At 57.6% G+C, this 17,831-nt stretch carries 12 protein-coding genes and 2 pseudogenes; 7 read left to right on the top strand and 7 right to left on the bottom strand.

Features of this window, described 5'->3' with window-relative positions:
* Window positions 1-127 precede the first annotated feature (127 nt).
* Window positions 128-979 carry a sulfotransferase gene (locus EN807_RS18495; RefSeq protein WP_135936156.1) on the bottom strand — a complete coding sequence of 284 codons (852 nt, stop codon included), beginning with the start codon at window positions 977-979 and terminating at the stop codon, window positions 128-130.
* Between the two features lie 153 nt (window positions 980-1,132).
* Here EN807_RS18495 and EN807_RS18490 point away from each other — a divergent pair, with 153 nt between their 5' ends.
* The 3 genes from EN807_RS18490 to EN807_RS18480 all read left to right on the top strand — a co-directional run bounded on the left by EN807_RS18490 (window position 1,133) and on the right by EN807_RS18480 (window position 5,704).
* Window positions 1,133-3,187, top strand: a complete 2,055-nt coding sequence (locus EN807_RS18490; RefSeq protein WP_135936155.1) for a hypothetical protein — start codon at window positions 1,133-1,135, stop codon at window positions 3,185-3,187.
* A gap of 277 nt (window positions 3,188-3,464) precedes the next feature.
* Window positions 3,465-4,742 carry an O-antigen ligase family protein gene (locus EN807_RS18485; protein WP_135936154.1) on the top strand — a complete coding sequence of 426 codons (1,278 nt, stop codon included), beginning with the start codon at window positions 3,465-3,467 and terminating at the stop codon, window positions 4,740-4,742.
* The gene (locus EN807_RS18480; protein WP_135936153.1) at window positions 4,739-5,704 is read left to right on the top strand and encodes a glycosyltransferase family 2 protein; all 966 of its coding nucleotides are present in this window, start codon (window positions 4,739-4,741) and stop codon (window positions 5,702-5,704) included. Before EN807_RS18485 ends, EN807_RS18480 begins: the two co-directional genes overlap by 4 nt.
* Window positions 5,705-6,260: 556 nt before the next feature.
* Here the strand turns inward: EN807_RS18480 and EN807_RS18470 are convergent.
* The 3 genes from EN807_RS18470 to EN807_RS18460 form a co-directional block, all read right to left on the bottom strand.
* Entirely contained in the window at window positions 6,261-7,412 is a 1,152-nt protein-coding gene (locus EN807_RS18470; RefSeq protein WP_135936151.1) for a glycosyltransferase family 4 protein, read from the bottom strand.
* Window positions 7,413-8,040: 628 nt separating this feature from the next.
* Complete coding sequence (locus EN807_RS18465; protein ID WP_135936150.1) at window positions 8,041-9,915, bottom strand: Wzz/FepE/Etk N-terminal domain-containing protein; 1,875 nt, start codon at window positions 9,913-9,915, stop codon at window positions 8,041-8,043.
* Window positions 9,916-10,484: 569 nt separating this feature from the next.
* Window positions 10,485-10,700, bottom strand: a complete 216-nt coding sequence (locus EN807_RS18460; RefSeq protein ID WP_127313762.1) for an exopolysaccharide production repressor protein — start codon at window positions 10,698-10,700, stop codon at window positions 10,485-10,487.
* An 814-nt stretch (window positions 10,701-11,514) separates the two neighbouring features.
* On the opposite strand from EN807_RS18460, the pseudogene EN807_RS18450 reads away from it, so the two are divergent.
* Window positions 11,515-11,685, top strand: a pseudogene (locus tag EN807_RS18450) (transposase); the annotation flags it as partial.
* Window positions 11,686-12,189: 504 nt separating this feature from the next.
* On the opposite strand, the pseudogene EN807_RS18445 reads toward EN807_RS18450, so the two are convergent.
* Window positions 12,190-12,306, bottom strand: a pseudogene (locus EN807_RS18445) (molybdate ABC transporter permease subunit); the annotation flags it as partial.
* A 185-nt stretch (window positions 12,307-12,491) separates the two neighbouring features.
* Here EN807_RS18445 and EN807_RS18440 point away from each other — a divergent pair.
* A complete protein-coding gene (locus EN807_RS18440; RefSeq protein ID WP_189522494.1) occupies window positions 12,492-13,733 on the top strand; it encodes a polysaccharide biosynthesis/export family protein in 1,242 nt (413 codons plus the stop codon).
* A gap of 190 nt (window positions 13,734-13,923) precedes the next feature.
* Here the strand turns inward: EN807_RS18440 and EN807_RS18435 are convergent, their stop codons facing one another.
* On the bottom strand, window positions 13,924-14,916 hold the full coding sequence (locus tag EN807_RS18435) for a glycosyltransferase family A protein (protein WP_135936147.1): 993 nt from the start codon (window positions 14,914-14,916) through the stop codon (window positions 13,924-13,926).
* Window positions 14,917-15,482: 566 nt separating this feature from the next.
* On the opposite strand from EN807_RS18435, the gene EN807_RS18430 reads away from it, so the two are divergent.
* Window positions 15,483-16,157, top strand: a complete 675-nt coding sequence (locus EN807_RS18430; protein ID WP_135936146.1) for a protein-L-isoaspartate(D-aspartate) O-methyltransferase — start codon at window positions 15,483-15,485, stop codon at window positions 16,155-16,157.
* Window positions 16,158-16,299: 142 nt separating this feature from the next.
* Here the strand turns inward: EN807_RS18430 and EN807_RS18425 are convergent, their stop codons facing one another.
* The gene (locus EN807_RS18425; RefSeq protein ID WP_135936145.1) at window positions 16,300-16,926 is read right to left on the bottom strand and encodes a CDP-alcohol phosphatidyltransferase family protein; all 627 of its coding nucleotides are present in this window, start codon (window positions 16,924-16,926) and stop codon (window positions 16,300-16,302) included.
* Between the two features lie 362 nt (window positions 16,927-17,288).
* Here EN807_RS18425 and EN807_RS18420 point away from each other — a divergent pair, with 362 nt between their 5' ends.
* A complete protein-coding gene (locus tag EN807_RS18420) occupies window positions 17,289-17,762 on the top strand; it encodes a phosphatidylglycerophosphatase A (RefSeq protein ID WP_135936144.1) in 474 nt (157 codons plus the stop codon).
* Window positions 17,763-17,831: the final 69 nt, after the last annotated feature.

Below are 17,831 nucleotides of genomic sequence, written 5' to 3'. Positions count from 1 at the left end.
ATCATATAAGTACGGGGATTGGAGACACAGTCGGCGGCCTTGAGACGGTTGGCCTCCTTGACGAGGAGGCGATTGCCGTTTTCTCTCACCGGAACGGCTGCTCCTCCAAGCCGTTAACCGCACAAAGTCAGAAATTATCACCTCCATAATCGAACAATTCCGCGGTTGCGCGGGTGCCTTCCCAAATCCGGTGTCGTGCTGAACGATCGAGGCGGGCAACCGCTCGGGTGTTGACGTCTGATGCGATGTGATCGGATGCTTCGTCCAATTTTATCCGCAGCTTTTCGCCAGTTGCGGCGTCTGCGTTTGTCTTTCGCGCCGTCCCAAATGATTTAACCTTAAACCTGATCTTTCCGTCCTCCGCTGCCGCTATGCCGAGCGCGTGGTAAAGGCTTCTAACAAACGCATCCGGTGATTGGATCAAATCCTCGAATCGAAGCGATAGCGCATCACGCTTCCTCGAGGCTTTGAACATCAGGCTAGTCACATCGTTGTACCATTTGATCGCGCTTGCCTCGCTGAGATCGCTGCGTATCAGCCCTTCGCACATCGGCAATGGATGCCGCGTAAGCACAAGGTTCCGCGCTTCCATAAAGCCGCGCGCAATCGCGTCGTCGAATGCGATGTAGTAGTCCATCACCTTCAAAACGACGTAGCGTGCTTGGGCCTTTTCGTTGCGCTCCCCAGGGAGGACGGTCTCGGCAGTCGCTGCGCGCATATGCCGCCAAAAGACGGGAACAGATGCCCAGTTGACGGCCCCGCCAATATGGCACGCAGCCTTGCGCAGCTTGTGGAAACGTCCGAACACTCCCACATGCCATTCGTACTTTGGCATCAACACATCCGGCGAACTGCCGATGATATTCCAGACAATGCTTGACCCACCTCGGCCAAAGCAATTCAATAGAAGTGCATTGGGCGGAAGAGCCTTGCCCGGCCTAGTGAGAGGCGAAGCATCGATCCTGTCGGCGGTCTGCATCTGCTTTCTCCGTTATAGCATCAGGCGCGACACACTTTCCCTGGCTGTCGTTGAAAGGCTAAACCGAAACCTATGATATGCTGCGTAGCTTGTGAGGAGAAGCGCGATATTAAGAAGTCACATCCCGAAACCAGCAATTATTGGCAGACGACAATGACCAACCAACTTTCTCGCCGGGACCTGGCGCGGGCCGCATGCGCCGCCCTTGTGCTGACGGCATCCGGTCGCCTGGGGCGGAACGCTCGCGCCGCCGGTCCGGCGCAAGGCTCGCAGCCGAACGCTCACTCCTGGAATCCTGGTCTGTTCCCGGAAATGATTGTGAAATCCTGGTTTCAGGAGGATCTGGCCGAAGGCGAAGTCTCCTCGTGGCAATCGGGCGGCGTGAAGCCGGTGGCTGCGATGCAAGCCGAGCCCTCCCTGCGCCCGACAAAGCTTCCGAATAACGGCGGCGTTCTCTTCAAGAACGGCACGAAACAGGCATTGACTTGGCGGGCCGATAACGATGCCCCGTATCTTCACCGCTGGTGGTTGGTAATCGCCCGGTGCAATTCGGCAGTCAACGCCGACGCGAATAACGTTTCCGTTCTTTGCGTCAATGGCGCGGAGGGTGGCCCGGTGCATCGCCAGCCCCAGGTCTGTTTCAAGCCCTCGGCCGGCACATTCGTTTCGCGGCTCCATGACGGCAAGCTCAAGAGCGAGGAAGGGCTATGCTCGACGGATTTTGGCGACTGGAATATCATGGTCGGGTACCGCCGCGGATGCGTGATGCAGGCTGTGGTGAATGGGATCAAGACGGCCGGCCAGACGATTTATGCATTGGCACCCAACCGGGTGAAATCGCAGAGCTTCATGGGCGATGTGAACAATCCCATGAGGGCAGATGTCGCGATCGACTGCGTCATCATCGGACAAAGCGAACTAAATGACTCCCAGATCGACAGGCTAATGGGATGGGGCATGTGGCGCGTCGGCCGGCAATCCGCCCTGCCCGGCGATCATCCCTATCGCCAGAGCCCTCCTTCAGCTGTGGATGCGAACGACAAACCGGAACGTTATGCGTTCGATTCAGCCTCGTGGGCGTCCTGGGCAGCCATCGGGGATGAGCGATATGCTCATCGTGGTGAGGCGGCGCCCCCGATCCGCGCTTACACAACGGTTTTTTTTGACGACTTCGAATCCAACTCGGTTGTCGATGATTTCACTGGCGCGCAAAGCAGCATCTGGTATGCGCCGACCCATCTGACGACCGTTGGTGTTGACGCCGCTACCCCGCCGATCTCGGCGTCGCCCTCCTCCTATGTGCACGACGCCACCAGCCACACGCTGGCGCTCCGGCTCTTACATAAGGGCCGTTGGAGAACAGGTGCGTTCTCTTCCGTGAACAACAATGGCCAAGGGCGGTGTTGGGGAAAGGGAATCTTTGAGATCCGCGCCAGACTGCCGAAGATACTCGCGCCCCGCCCTGGATTTTTCCCTGCTTTCTGGGCGTATGGGAAGGAGCATCTATTCTGGCGGACGCGCAATCGTCTTGAGACGGACTTTTGGGAATATGACGGTCTCAATGGGGCCTATATCAACATCAGCCAGCACGTGCACAAACCCAGACTCGGCTATGCAGATCCACATATCACGCCACGTGACGTGCGCCGGAAAATCGCCGGCTATCAAGTCGATCCATCAAGTGGTTTTCCTAGCACGATCGACGTATACGATGGCGAATTTCATACGTGGTATGCGCAGATCGAAGATGATTATACTTATTTTGTGATCGACGGCTATGAAGTGGCGCGCGTTCCGACGACACTGGAGCTCGCAGTAAAGAAATACATCATCGTGGATTTCGCTTACGATAAAAAAAAGGGGCGCGCTCAACCGGACCCGTCGCAGACGTATGACATGGTGATTGACTATATAAGGGTCCGGCAGACGGAAACGGAACTGGCTAGGGTCCCGACGGGCTTCAGCGCATTGCCGGCCTTCTCGGGCCGGGCTTCACCGGGCCAGGCGCTGACCGTCGTACCGAACGTTTTTGCGTCGCAAATAGAATGTCTATGGTATCGTGACGGCGTTCCGATCGTGAGCGAAACCGGCACAAGTTATGAGCTCAGCTCGCGAGATGTCGGGCATAAGATTCGCTGCCATGTTCGCGCGGTTTCTGTGCTCGACCAGCCAGAAGCCTGGACCCCGGAGAGCGAGACCGTCGGCTAGAACGTATCGACTGCGCGACACCAGGATGCGTCATCACTCTCGTCGGACTGCTGACGAGCTCTGCCACCAGTAAGCCTCCCCGCAGCCGAGGAGGGTGAGTGTTCCCAACAGGCGGAAACCTCTTCGATATGCGATTGCCACAGCGGGCGGAACGATGGGGTCGTCGGCTGGAGCAGCGTGAAGTGTTTCTCCGCGGGCTGGCATTGATACATCCAACAAGTTCTGTTTCCGGGAAAGAGAACGTGCTAAAAGAATATCGCGCCGCGAGGGGGCTGAGATGCGTTATCTCCTCACATTCGCGATACTGAGCCTCTTCCTGCCAATCAGGCTCGAGACGGGTCTTGTATTGCTGCGTCCGTTCGAGCTGATCGCATTGCTGATGCTTTTTTTTGGCCTGGCGACGGGGCGTTGGCGAAATTTGGCTTTTTCAGCCGGTTTTCTACTGCTCCTGCCCTTCTTGGGCTGGCACATGGTCTCGGCCTTCAGCGTGGACCCAGAGAACGGCCTGCGCGAGCTGTTGCAGATGTCCACCGTGGGCGCCTTTGCGTTCGCCATCGCACAGGAGGCTAGATGGCTCGAGACGCAGAAGGTCGTCAACATCTTGCTTTTCGGCATGATGCTGATTCTCGCGTATACGATCACCTGGCATGTCGCCCATGGCTACTTGGTCGGTTGGAAGCATCTGGTCGATCCGAGGCTCGCGTTCACCTTCCTTCCAATTGCGCTCGCAGGGCTCCTCCTCTTCGTCAACCGGGGCAAGCGGCGCACCCTTTGGTTGGTATGGGTAGGGATACTTCCCCTGCTCCTGCTATCTGGGGAACGCAAGGCGTTTTTGATCTACCTCTTTCTGACCGCCGCGCTTCTGATGCGCGGACGGCTCGCTGCGATGGTGCCAGCGATCGCCGCTGGCTTCGTGGCACTTTTCGTGCTGTCGACCACGATCAATAACGCCTATGTCGAGAAGCAAATGCAGACCATTCTCGATCCGCTGAGCATGGGGCAATACGAATATCTGGCCGCGAAGGGGAAATATGCCCCCGGAGACACCCCGAGCAATGTACAGCGCGCGTTTGCTTTCACCCTGTCCAGACAACTCATCTCCGAATATCCACTGATGGGCGTGGGTACGAACCAATTCAAGAATATTATCGAAACGGATTTCAGCGAACTTCCTGACGAGTTGCAGCTTGGGATACATGGCGAGTTTCAACGTATCCTCACCGAGAACGGCATCATTGGGCTCAGCCTCTATGTTCTCATATGGATTGCTGCATGGTTTCGCTTAAGCCGTACTCTAAGCTGGGCGCTTTCTCTCGGATTGATCGGAGCGGTCCAGGCACGGCTTCTGCCCCTCGTGCTCCTTGTTCCCTGCGCCTTTTACGTTGGAACAGAAGCCTCCGGCACACGAGCTTTCGTTACGCTGAGTCTTGTCTCGCTCCTGCCTGAATTGACGCGGCACGGGCTTTGCCCATTGCACAGGATGCGGAGGAGCCACCCCAGGGGCATGAGACATCCTCGATTTCTCGCGAGCCCCTTGCCAGGAAACACGAGATGAGTGTTTCGGTTATCATGACATGTCACAATGAAGAACGCTTCATCGTGCAGGCAGTGGAAAGCGTGATTAATCAGACGGCGTCGAGCCACATCAAAGAGATCATCATTGTCAATGATGGCTCGAAGGACGGCTCGTCGGAATTGATTGCATCGCTGGGTCGCAGGGAACCGCGCGCACATGTCCTGACGACGGCGGGGATCGGGCTTCCATCGGCGAGGAATCTTGCCATCAGACATGCTGCTGGCGATCTTATTGCAATTCTCGACGGCGATGACTTCTGGGCCGAGGACAAGCTTGAACGTCAATTAGCCGTCTTGGGCAATGGCTGCAAGGCAGGTCTTGTCTATGGCGATTTTGTCGATTTTTCCGCTCCGGATCTGTCCGATGCTCTACACGTCGCCGTGCGCCGCTATCGCGCGGACCAATGCGATACGCTGCCGACATATTTTCTGCTTGATGGGCCGATTATTCCTTCCAGTATGGTTATGCGGCGGGAGATGGTCGAAGATATCGGCGTATTCAACGAGGCATTCAGGGCTGGAGAGGATACAGAATTTTGTATGCGCGCAGCCGAGCGTTGGACATTTCAACATGTGGCCGGAGCACTCGTCTATAAACGGCGCCATGGCTCGAACATAACCCGCAGACTCGACGCGCTTCTGCCGATAGGCGAAGGCCTCACGCGAGAATGGGTCATCCGACGGCCGGAACTTGCGCACCTCGCGCGTCGGCGCAACGCGCGTTTGTACGCAAAGGCGGGCAATGATTGCGTGGCTCAAGGCGAAACGAAACGCGGAGCGCGCTTGCTCATTCGCGCAATGTGGCACGATCCATTGTCCTGGCGGGTGTACGTTTACTTTTTTCTTTGCGCCCTGCCGAGGGGCATGGATCCGCAGGTGCGCCGTGCAGCCAAGCTATTGTTCTACCGCGCCTTGCGCAAAGACTTTGCTGACAGCTCTTAAAGATGCTGGGCGGAATGGCGAGAGTTCGAGCATCGCAGGCGGCAGCCCTGGAATCCTTCCGTAGCGATTATTCTGTACCGCGACGGCAGGACCATAACGGAGGCGAAATCAGAGCTCTCCGATGCGCAAACGACCGACTATCCGGTTTTGCTTCCCGGTTCGCGCGATGAAGGCGGCAGCACTCGCCGGGTTTTGATTCCACCGCGTTCTGCAAGCCAACGGCGTTGAAGCCACGTTGTCGATGCAGCATCGATCGCTGCGTCCCGTCCCCGGAGCGGGCCAAGAACGCACCATCCATGCCAGTATATTCGATCTGTACGCCCCAGAGCGATACCGCAAGGAGCGCGCTCGGCGGCATTGTTAACAAAGGCGTCAACGAGCTCGAACGTGTATCGGTGCAGCTCGCGACCTTGATAAAACTCTCGCCAAACAATCGCTCAAGGATCACGAGCTCTCCGGTTGATGACGCTACCGGGCGGACTTCCGTGGTTGCTTCAACAATCCTTTCATCGTTTGGCGATATTCATTGGTTCCCGACTCCGGAAAAGCTGAGCAGCTACTTTGGCCTCGGGCTCAGCCCATTCAGCTCCGGAAACGTCGCGCCTGCACAAGTTGCCCAGTCGAAGGTGCGTGCCCGTGATTTGGCAAGAGCACCGTCGCGCTCACGCAGTTCTGCATTGGCCACATAGGTTGCTATCGCGCGGGCCATCGCGTTCACGTCCTCCGGGGGCACCAGCACACCAGTGGAGCCCATGACCTCGGGTATGCCGCCGACGGCCGTCGCTATCGAAGGACATCCTTGCGCACCGGCCTCAACCAACACTAGCCCGAAGCCCTCGATCTTTCCCTGTAGCTCTCGTGCGAACAATGTGTGGCACGCCGCACGGCGGTATAAGCGCTTTAAGTCGTCGTCGGACAGCCTACCGGTAGCGATCACTGGAACACGAGCTCGTGCCGCTTCATCCAATATCTTTGAGGCATAGGCCTGATCTTCGGCCCGTCCAGCCATCACAAAGATCGGATTGTCTAATCCGTATTCATCGCGCGCGCTCGCGATAGCCCGGACAGTTTCCAACTGGCCCTTCCGAGGCTCGATACGTCCGACTGCGCAAATGACGCTTGCAGCTTGTGGTACAGCTGCAAGTTGCGGGTGTTCAAAATTCCCATGGATTGGCTGAAACCACATGGGATCCACGCCGAGATACGTGACGACACCCTTCCGGGGCATTCCAAAACTTTCGGAAAAGATCCGCAGCGTCGCATGTGAGTTGGCGAAAACGACATCTGCTCCTTCGTAGGCGCGGCGTACAAACCGAAAAAGGATGGAATCGGTCCTGAATTTGCTGACTTCGCTGCCATGAATCATCGCTCGATATCCTCTGCGATGGAACGGTCGTAGCACAAATGTCAGAAGTACACTGCGTATGTCGGCGGCCAAAAACAACCTGTCCTTAGGAACGTTGCGCAGAATAGAAAGCGCCCGCAGCGCCCCGAATGGAGAAATTTGATGATGCCGCAGAATGCGATGGGTATCCGGCTCCTGGGGATCGGCAGGAAGATCAGGATAGGCAGGCGCTATGACGGTCGCAGCGTGGCCACCAGCACGAACGATGTCGACCAACCGTCCGGCGTATGTTCCGATGCCACCAGGAAATGGATGATATTCGTACGTCATCAGGATGATGCCGTGCGGAGGCTGAGATATCATGGGTCAAGAACTCCCAATGCCGCCCGCCTCGCCTTTAGCCGATATGAGGGGATACTGTAGGCGGGCCGACAGAACAGTCCCGCGATGATCAGCGATGCCATGCTCTGCAATTGCATCCGTTCAACTGATCCGCGAATCGCAGAAAACCGGGCCGCTTCGCTACTGTCGCCAAGCGACTTTGGTTTCCCAGTTTGCGCGCCCGATCTAATAGACGCCACGTAACGGTTGCGAGCCCGCGGCGCCGGGCTGCGTGCGTGGCGCGCTCCAGTCAGCCCCTCGGCGTCAACCCGCAGCAGATCCTCCATCGCCGTGATGCCTGCGGTCAGGCAGAAGCGCTCGAAGCTTGCTTCCAAAGCTTGCCCAGCCTACTCAACTTCCTGCCAGACATCAGCAATCCGTTCTTGCTATGCTTTCTCATGGCGTTGCTCTCCTTCGTGGAATCAGCACCCCGAGCCTACTGGCCCAAGGTGGGTAATGCTGCCCTTTCTGGTTCAAGAGCGACCGGGACCCCCTGGATACATTCGCAAGACGACCTAACAACTTTTTCGCTGCCGCGCATCGTGACCAGCCAATAGTGTACAATTGCGATCTTCACGAGACCCCTCTGTTCAATATGCCTGCTCCACAACTAGGCCTGGTAATACCGATGATAACGTTCACTGTAAAATTCGGCGCTGCCGAATTTTTGGTACCGCTTGATTCTTTTGATATCGACCTTGTTGAGCAGAACGCCGATGCATTTATCCGCCAGGGTCGGGTTGTTGTCGAGGATTTCGCGCACGAATGTACGAGCGGTCACACCCCATTCAATAACCAGAACAAGGCCGTCGAGGTGCTGGATAAAGGACCTCACGTCCGCGACTGGAGCCAACGGGGGCAAATCAACGACAACGTAATTGAACATAGGGCCCACCTTGAGCAGAAAGTCGCCCATTTTCTCGATAGGCTGCACGGTGTTTGCGAGCTTTTGTTGGCTCTGGTTCACGCCGGGCAGGAACCTTAATGGCAATGACTGATGGGCCAGCACGTCTCTCGGATTGAGTTCTCCAGCCAACAAGTTAGCCAGGCCTCGTTCCCAGCCGTTGGCTAACATAGGGGACAATCCAGGATTGTGGATATCAGCATCGATCAACAATGTCTTACAACGCTGCATAGCAAGAACCATCGCTAAATTAGCAGCGACCAGAGACTTCCCTTCTCCCGGGAGGCAAGAAACGATGCCGAGCGCCTTGGTGCTCTTCCTTGGTAACTCGACGTCAACAGCGACTTTCACAGTTCGCATCGCTTCGGCGAATTCCGAGCGAGGATGTTGTTCTACCCAGTTGAAAGCGCTGTTCCCCACCTCGATGAATGACGGCTCTCCGGCAGCACGATCGTGCTGGTTTCGCCGAATTGGCTTCCCGTCCAGCAAAGGGATCATTCCGAGCGTCTGAAGTCCGAGTTCATCGCGCACTTGAGCCGTCGTGCGGAAAAAGCGCTCACGGTACTCCCGAATTCCGCCCACACCGGCGCCAACCATGCCGCCGAGCACGACGCAGAGCGCCAACGTAAGACTGCTGTTCGGAGAACTCGGTCTGCCGGGGTATGGTGCTTCCGAGATAGTCCGCGCCTCCGTCAACGCTATCGAAAGGTTCTGCAGGCTCGCTTGGTACTGCTGCAGAACCTGTTCATATTGCGACTTGAGAGAGGACGCCTCAAGTTCGAGCTGGCGCAAGGTAACCAGCGTCTCCTTGGTCAGCGTATTGTCTGTTCGGTACCTGTGGATTGCGAGCTCGGCATCAACCGATCGCTTCCGCACCGTCTCGAGCTCTTCTGCCAGTGCGCTGCGAGCTCGGATAATCGACTCGTCTTTGGCTCCGACTTGGTCAGCGATATAGATTTCTGCATATTTACTGGCTATTTTTTGCGCCATTTCGGGGCTAGGCGACCGAAATTGGACTTGCAGAATGTAAGAATCTCCTACGCGATCTACCGTTATATTCTCAGCCAGAATGCCAAATGCCTGCCATCGAGGATCGGATCCTCGCGAGGCACTCGATTTCACCGGCGCTCCACTTGCTTCGGAACTGCCGATGAATGGCCAAAACAACCGAGCGACCGATCCTGTGAGACTGTTGAGCAATGAATATGGCGCTGACAAGAAAGAGCGATCGGAAGCAAGACCGAGGCTGTCAACGACCTTCAGCCCGATGCGGTCGGACCGCAACAATTCGACCTGACTCAGCATCATCGGGTCAAGCGGTGCGGAGCTTCCGCTCTCTGTTAACTTCGTCACGACGGATGGCTGGTTCTTGTCGATCAGGATTCTGGCGGTCGACTCGTACAAGGGCACCTCAGCCCAAAGATACGCCAGCCCCAGCACAAGTCCTGCGAGCGCGCATGTAAGGACGAACCTCAACTGCCGTTGCGCTGCCGCCACGAGTGTTTCGAGATCAATCGTTCCCCACTGAGGATCGCCGAATGTGAAGGCAGAATCCGGGTGCTTTTCAACTTCGCGGAGCATAAGCCTTCAAACCCGTGGGATGAGACTGGCAGCGCATTGGTAACGGCAAACACCATACCACATTATCTGACTAAATGTCTGCAAATTCAGTATCGACGCCCGCGGAGCACAGGCGCACCGCTCGGGGCGGGCATCAGCCCGCTCTTCGCCAAAAGCGCAAATCCTAACCTCGATGCAATAAACGAAACCTCACGCGGCCCATGCTCCGACTGCCACAATTCCGCTGCATGTCGTAAGCTCCAACTGAAGGAAGAAATTGAGTCGTCTTGCCAAATGGCAAAACATCTGAGCAAAAGATTCCGGGCTCCGGTTGAGCCTGTCCTGCGGGAAACAGGAATGGCTCGTCGATCACAGACGCGCGCTAACGATCACCGCAAGTGTCCTGCGCGCATCTGGCGCCTCGCGGAAAGCCTCTCCGGTGCCCGAATAAGACAGGCTGCAGTCACATTTTGTTTCGTGGTGTGGGGTGTCATCTTGCTGATCGTCCTGCTCTAGCAGCCAGAGCCCATAAAGGCAGAGCGTGGCCCGCCTCACTTACTAAGTGGCTCGGCAGTTGCTCCCTTTCGGACTCATCGCGCGATGTGTGACTTCGGAGTCACCGATTCTTTGGAGACCGAGCGCCACACTAGCAGCATGACAGCAACAAAGTACCCAATCTGTATCAAGATCCCACAAATTAACGTCTGGACAAACGTGCCCCAGAGGGAGCCGGTGAGCAAATATATACTGATGGCGAATGCCAACAGTACTATGACAAGGCCTCGCAAAAAAAGCAAAAAGGACATCGCCGTCCCACTCGCAGCCGCTGACGTGACGCGCTCCTTGGCTATCCAGGCCCCAGCGCGTTAACCATCATAACATATCGGAACGGGTCAGGGCGACCGATATATTAGAATGTGCGAATAAAGACGCCAACCTGTGCCAGGACGCTTGCTTCCAGGCGACCAACTCCCGTTCGACCATCCAGCTTCTCGGCCGTCGACCACCGCCGCCGTCGCTCGCGGCCGTTCAGGATCTCAATCTTCGGAATGCTACCAGTCATAGACACGACACCCCACATGAGCGAATTAACTGCAAAGCGGGAAGCGTTCGCGCTGGCCTGTGTCGAGTGCGGCAACAGGGCAAACCCTACCGGAGCGCCTTCGATGTAAGGGAGAACACCAAGCCAGAAACCATCTGGTCCGAAGCCTCTCGCCTCCTGGCCGACCCTAAGGTGTCCGCAAGGGTGGGAGAGCTCCAGGCGATGGCTCGCGACATGGCGCTTATCTCGGTCGGAACGCTGACCAAAGAGCTAGAAGAAGCTCGGTCAATGGCGATGACGGAAAAGTGATCGTATCGCGGCCGGCACCGCGCGGATCACCCGCGACAGATGCCTGTCGTCGGCATCTTGCCCGGCTCGGATCACGATATCACCCAGGATGATATCAATGCTGGCGCTGGCCTGCCTCGGCTGAGACGGCTCTTCGACCAGCAGCGCCGCAAAGGCGGAGCCGCGGCCATGCTTTCGGGCAGCGTCACAGACCCATGCCGCAGCCGCTTGCGCCATTCATAGACCTGCCAGCGCGTCACCCCGTACTTGCGCGCCACCTCCGCCACCCCGAGGTCATCGGCATCTTCCCAAATGATGACGCCATCGTCCGCCTGGTTGGCGCGATCTTGCTCGAACAGAACGACGAATGGGCCGTGCAGCGCGCCAGATACATGACGCTGGAAACCATCAGCCAAATGAGCGATGATCCTCTCATCAGCCTGCCAGCGGTGGCACGCTGATCAGCCCGGCCCCATGCCGGAGAGCGCGGCGACCAAGCCGTCAGCTACACCACTCCCTGCGACACGATCCAACTGGACGTCCATTTTGCCGTCTCTTGCCATGCACAAGACCTCGTCCATATCGGAGGCATCTTCGCATGGTCGGGTCAGGCCGAGCAGGTCGGAAAATCGAGGGGGCCTAACGAGCGCTTACTCCCGTTCGGCGGCCAAGAGAGGTTTGCCACACGGACTGGCCATGCCATGCGATCTGGATTTAGGCAGAGGCTGAGTAGAGTTGTGTGCGTCAAGTTGAGCAAAATGGGACGGCTTAGACGTTGGTGTGTCCGCCGCACAGCTTCCGTGCTTAGCGGAGCGGCGGACATGGCGGCCGCGCGTCAGGCGGGCCAACGCCGCTCAGGCCACCAGAACGCGACTGCCATCAGGTAGCGCGCGACCGGCTGTTCGCTGGCCGGCGGTGTCGCTTCCGGCCGACGACACGCCGGTGACGTCAGCCGTAGCGTTTGGGCTCCACGACTGCACCAGATCGACGACCAGGAGCGTCGCGAACGATAGCAAAACCATGATCGACGCGATCGCGGTGGCCGCCGGATAGTTGTATTCTTCCAGCCGGATGACGATCAGAGTGGCGCGATCTCGGAATATCGTCTGCCTTGTTGCCGTTGTTCAGAGCGCAAATTCGCCTCAAAGGAATGGCGTTGTGAGAAAGGTCTGCGTCGACGTTATGCTTAAACATTGCGGGGTGATCGCGAATGTTGAATAGATCGGTGCGCTGGATGCGGGCAGGCAGCTGCGCTGCGCTCGCATGCGTGTTTTTGTTGTTCGCATACGCGAATCCGTCGAATGGCCTTGCCCTAGCGGAGGAGTACAATGTCGGCGAGTACCGTCTGCAGACTGGCGACGTGATCGGCTTCGCTGTCTTAGGCTATCCCGAGATGCAAAAGCGAGCTGTCATCGACCAAAGCGGTGTAATCGTGTTGCCGGTCCTAGGCCCCCTAACCGTCCTCGGGAAGACAATAGAGGATGTTCGCAAGGAGGTAATTGAGGGTTTAAAACCAAAATCCCTTCCACAACGATCCGCCGACGGCACTGAGACTTGGACTGGGTTTTACCCGGATCAGATTGTAGTTGATATTGAGGAATACAGACCCGTCTATATTGACGGGGACATTGCCTCTCCTGGGACTCAGGCCTTCAGACCAGGCATGACTGTCCGACAGGCTGTGGCGGCTGGCGGCGGCTACCAGCTCGGTCGCGGTGAGCTTCAAAACCCTGAAATGACAGCAGCGGACCTTGGCGGCCGCCTCCACATTCTGCGCATCAAGTACCAGGAAAGCGAAATCAAGGCTGCTCGCATAGAGGCGCAGCTGAGCGGCGCCAGAGCGATTGAGGTTCCGGACACAGAACGTGACCCGAGCCTCGAACCTCGTCGCGACGAAGCTTTGCAGCAGGAGGGGAAGCATCTTGAAGCTGTCTATGCGGATCAGGAGAAAGAGCGCGCTTCAATTAAGTTGGCTACAACCAAGGCGGCGGAGCGAATGGGCTACCTGAAGGAGCAGCAGAAGGCGGATCAAGCGGGCGCAGCCGCAGATGCAGCGGAACTTGATCGCCTCAAGAAGCTCTTCGAAAAAGGTCTGATCCAGATCACGAGGGTCAACGATGCTCAACGTGCAGTGCTCTTGTCAGCGACCCGCGCGTTGCAAACCAACGCTGAGATCGCTCGACTCGAACGCGACCAAGGGGATTTGCAGCGCAGTCTTGATAAGCTTATCGACCAGGGTCGAATTGACCTGTTGGCTGACATGCAGGCTGAACGCGCGGCGATGACGCAAATGCGCGCTGAGATGGATTCATTGACCAAACAAATCGCCTACGTGATGCAGATGCGCAGCGACCTTGTAGGCGAAGGGGACCGAATTACGATCGGTGTAACCCGCTCCACTGACGGACAAGCAGCGACGACCGAGGCGACTGAAGATACTCTGCTTGCTCCGGGTGACACCATCACAATTACCCTGAAGGCCCCATCAGGAGCGGCGGTCGCGAATTAAACAACTAAGTATTGTATAGAGGCGGCGCGTAGTTGCACGTGTCCTATGGAAATGTGGTCCGGGCCAAGATCGTTCTGGTGGCCGCTCAGGGTCCGGGCAATGACGTGATTGCCACGTGCGCCGCCAAAGCCTGGCATCAAGCATCTAGCTTCAACAGCTCCGGCTCGGTTCGCCCGAAACAGGGACGCACTCACCTCTCCAGATAAATCTTGTCATAGAGAAGCCGAGACTCGGCGTTTCGCATCCGTTTCACTCGAACCTTGATCCAGCGAGGGACCAGTCCGCGGCAGCAGACGTCGACCGTGTGAGGCAGACGTGAAATGGCCGTGCGCGGCTCCAGTACAAAGAGCTTCTTCGACAGGTACCAGGCTGCGGAAGGCCGCCCTTGAAGCAAAGCTCTCACGGCAAGCGCATTGATCGTGTCAAGCAGATGGGCATTGAGATCGCTCCCAAATTGCGGATATTTCTCGTGAAACTCGGCTAGGACAATTTGATACGAACGAAACATCTGCATGACATCGCTCGACATGTTGCCGCTCGTCCTACGGTAACCCACAAGATATTGGGGCACGACACGAAACTCGTAATTCTCCGCTATTCTGAGGCACATTAGAAGATCTTCGCAGCCTTGTGCGTTCCTCGCCCTCAGGGAAGGATCAAACTGTCCCGCCCGCTCGAATGCGGAGCGACGTACAAGCATCGAACTTCCGTTACCGACAAAGTTGTTTCTGCACATGCGTTGCAGCACGCGACCATCGGCATCGGGCTGTTTGAGTGAAAATATCCGACCGTCCTTGTCGATCTCCGCAAACCAGCAATATGCCAGGCCAGCTGACGAGCCTCCTTCCTGCAGGACGCGCAGTTGCAGTGCGATTTTGGACGGAGCCCAAAGATCATCCGCGTCCACGAACGCTAGAAACTCCGCATCGGTGGCAGCGGCGCCGCTGTTGCGCGCGTGCGCAACACCCGCGTTCGGCTGCCTGAAAAGGCGTATACGCCGATCTTGCTCAGCATAGGCGGCCACGATTGACGCGGACCGGTCCGTCGACCCATCATCCACTACGATAATGTCCAGCGCCTGGTGGTTCTGCTGGCAGATGCTGGTCAGCGTCGGGAGAATGGTTCTCTCGGCATTGAACATGGGCACCACGACGCCTATCACAGTGGCATTGTGCTGGCTCATTTGCCTTCGTCTTCTCTCACGACGTGGTAAAATGGCACATCAGGCCGGTAGTTCCATCAAATTTCACTACTTTAGCTGATGGAGGATTCAACCACGACGGCCGAGCGGCAAGGCAGAGGCCCCCGGCGAGTTCCACTCAGCACTCCTGGAAGCGATAAAGTGGCGGCCTCCGGACTTTAGCTGGATATTTAGGAACCCCGATTGTGTAGGTGAGTGAGGAACTGCCCGTCCCGGCATTCCCGCTGCCCGAAGCCATGCAGCAGTCGCAGCATCGCTCGGTTAAACAGGCGTCCACTACTGCAACGACAACGCCCCGGTCGAGATCGCCGGCTGCCCACGCATGTACGCAATGCACCCGTTCATTGTTCGATCACCGCGATCCAGGACATACAAGTTATGGCGAATGGCACGGGATCTCCGGGGCCGCCGCCGATGCCAAGACGCAACGCCAAAATTACCTTCGGTCGCCGCGGGCCGCCCGCAACCGGAAACGATGGCGGGCGTTGCTGTGACGAACAGGATATAAGCCTATCTTGCAGCAAGCTGGTTGAGGAAAGCCCACCGTCATGAAGCCAATGAATGAAGAACACCTCGCAGTTCTACGCAGACACATGGTCGAGATGATTGCAATCCATACCGACCTTGCAAGCGAAGAACTCGGCAAGGCGGCGCTCGATGAACGGGTGATGGCAGCGATGCAGCGGGTGCCGCGCCATCTCTTCGTGCCAAGCTCGGTCGCGCCTTATGCCTACCAGGACATGCCACTGCCGATCGGCTTCGACAAAACCGTCTCGCAGCCGTTCATCGTCGCTCTCATGACCGATCTCCTTGCTCTCCGGCCGCACGAGGCGGTGCTCGAGATCGGCACCGGCCTGGGCTACCAAACCGCAATCCTCGCGGAACTCGCCGGGCACGTTTGGAGCGTCGAAATCATCGAGGAATTCGCAAGCCATGCCGAGACTCTCCTGCAGGGCCTCGGTCTATCCAATATCAGCATTCGTGTCGGAGACGGGTCTCGCGGCTGGCCCGAGCACGCCCCATTCGATAAGATCCTGGTCACCGTCGCGGCTGGGCGGGCGCCGCCGGCTTTGCTTGAGCAGCTCAAGCCGGGGGGCCGCCTGGTTCTGCCTGTGGGCCCCGAACAAGGGCAGTTGCTGACGGTCATCGACAAGGATTCGGTAGGGCAACTGAAGACTCGCAAACTCATCCCGGTTCGGTTCAGCCGGCTCGAAACGGTCTAATGAGGGTGCGGACATCTGGCCCACAGGGTCAGCAACTTCGCTATGGCCAGAGATGGCGCAGGCCGCGGGAGGATTGTTTTTAACCCGACCGTGCCCGCGACAGCGCGTTTTCCGCCGCCCAAAACCAGTATGGTTTCGCGTCTCACGGCTGCTTCGCGTCCGCTCGTTTGAGCATGGCAAATGCGCGATTGATCCGTTGCAGAGCTGTGGCGTTTGCCAGCAGTGCGTAAAGCGCGAACCCGCCCGTGAGAATCCAAGGCCAAGCGGCGCCCATGGCGATCGCCAATCCATCGGCAACTAACAGCACGCAAATGAACACCAGGCGTTCCATCCGTTCGAAGAAATCCGGCCACGCCTGGTTTTCTATGGGGATTTCGATCGCCGTCCGCGCCTTGGCGTAGCTGGTGAGGATTCCGCCGGCGAATGCGATCATTGCGATCGCCCACAGATCGGCGACCCAGCCTATTGCCGCAAACACGGCAAGTTCCTGATAACGGTCGGCCATGGCGTCGAAATAGCCACCGGCCTTGGTGCTCATATGTCTCCGACGGGCGACCGCACCGTCCAGCGCGTCGAAGGTGAAGGCCAACGCGAGGCAAACGCCAAAGGCAAGGCTTGACTGGTGGTACAGATAGGCGGCGCAGGACAGGGCGACGAGCACCAGACCGCAGGCTGTAACCTGGTTCGGGGTCATGCCGATCCCGATCAGCGGAGAAGCGGCGTGCTCCCATAGCGGGTCGATACGACGTTTCATGAGACCGGCGATCATGATGACTTGGCTCCTCTGGTGATGTCGTTCCGCGAAGTTTAACCGGCAAATTGTGGGTTCGTTCCAGTCCGTCGGCGCCGACCGAGGTGATCAGCGCGGCCGAGACCGGATCAGGCCCGGCTCAACCAGCAGCGTTTCTTTGGCGAATGCGGCCAATGGATTAAGGTAGCCACAGAACTGTCAAGCTGTCGGCGAAACACAAAAACTCCGGTCGCTGCGATAACCGTCCGATGTTGTTGCGAAGTTTCTGCAATGCCCGTCGCGTCTGCCGCCGCACATCGACTGGCAGTCTACCGGCAGTAACCCGAAAGATGTGACTATAATGCCTATTTACAATTCACGGGGAAGTCGCCCGAACCTCCATGCGTAAATTGCTGCCTGAGTTTGCTTACCTGCTCGCGACCTCTGCCGGCGCAGGATTATCTCCGTTATGGCCGGGCACGGCCGGCGCGGCTGTTGGAGTGGTTCTTGCCGCGATGCTGATACCTGCATCGCCTTGGCTGATCGTGGTTGCCTACATGGCCGTATTCGCCGTGGGAGTATGGGCGTCGTCGCATGTCGTCTCCCGTACCGGGACGGAGGATCCGCAGATCGTCGTCATTGACGAGACCTTCGGCACCGCCGCAACGCTTTCCATGCTGCCGCTCGACCCGGTTTGGTGGGCAGCAGGTTTCCTTGCTTTCCGGTTTTTCGACGTGGCCAAGCCTTGGCCCATCGGCATCGTGCATGAGAAGGTAGGGGGCGGACTCGGCATCATGCTGGACGATGCGGCTGCGGCTGTCTTTGCCTGCGCGTTGCTGCTTTTGCTGAACGATTTGATTCAACGTTTGCCGTAAGGGACATCTCAGTCTTCACCTGCCACTGTCGAGCTTGTTGCGGCCACCGGGAAAAACAGACCTCTCTCC

Source organism: Mesorhizobium sp. M5C.F.Ca.ET.164.01.1.1 (assembly GCF_004792125.1).
GTDB lineage: Bacteria > Pseudomonadota > Alphaproteobacteria > Rhizobiales > Rhizobiaceae > Mesorhizobium > Mesorhizobium wenxiniae.
The sequence above is the reverse complement of the archived record's forward strand: the minus strand, read 5'-3'. Positions and strand labels throughout refer to the sequence as shown.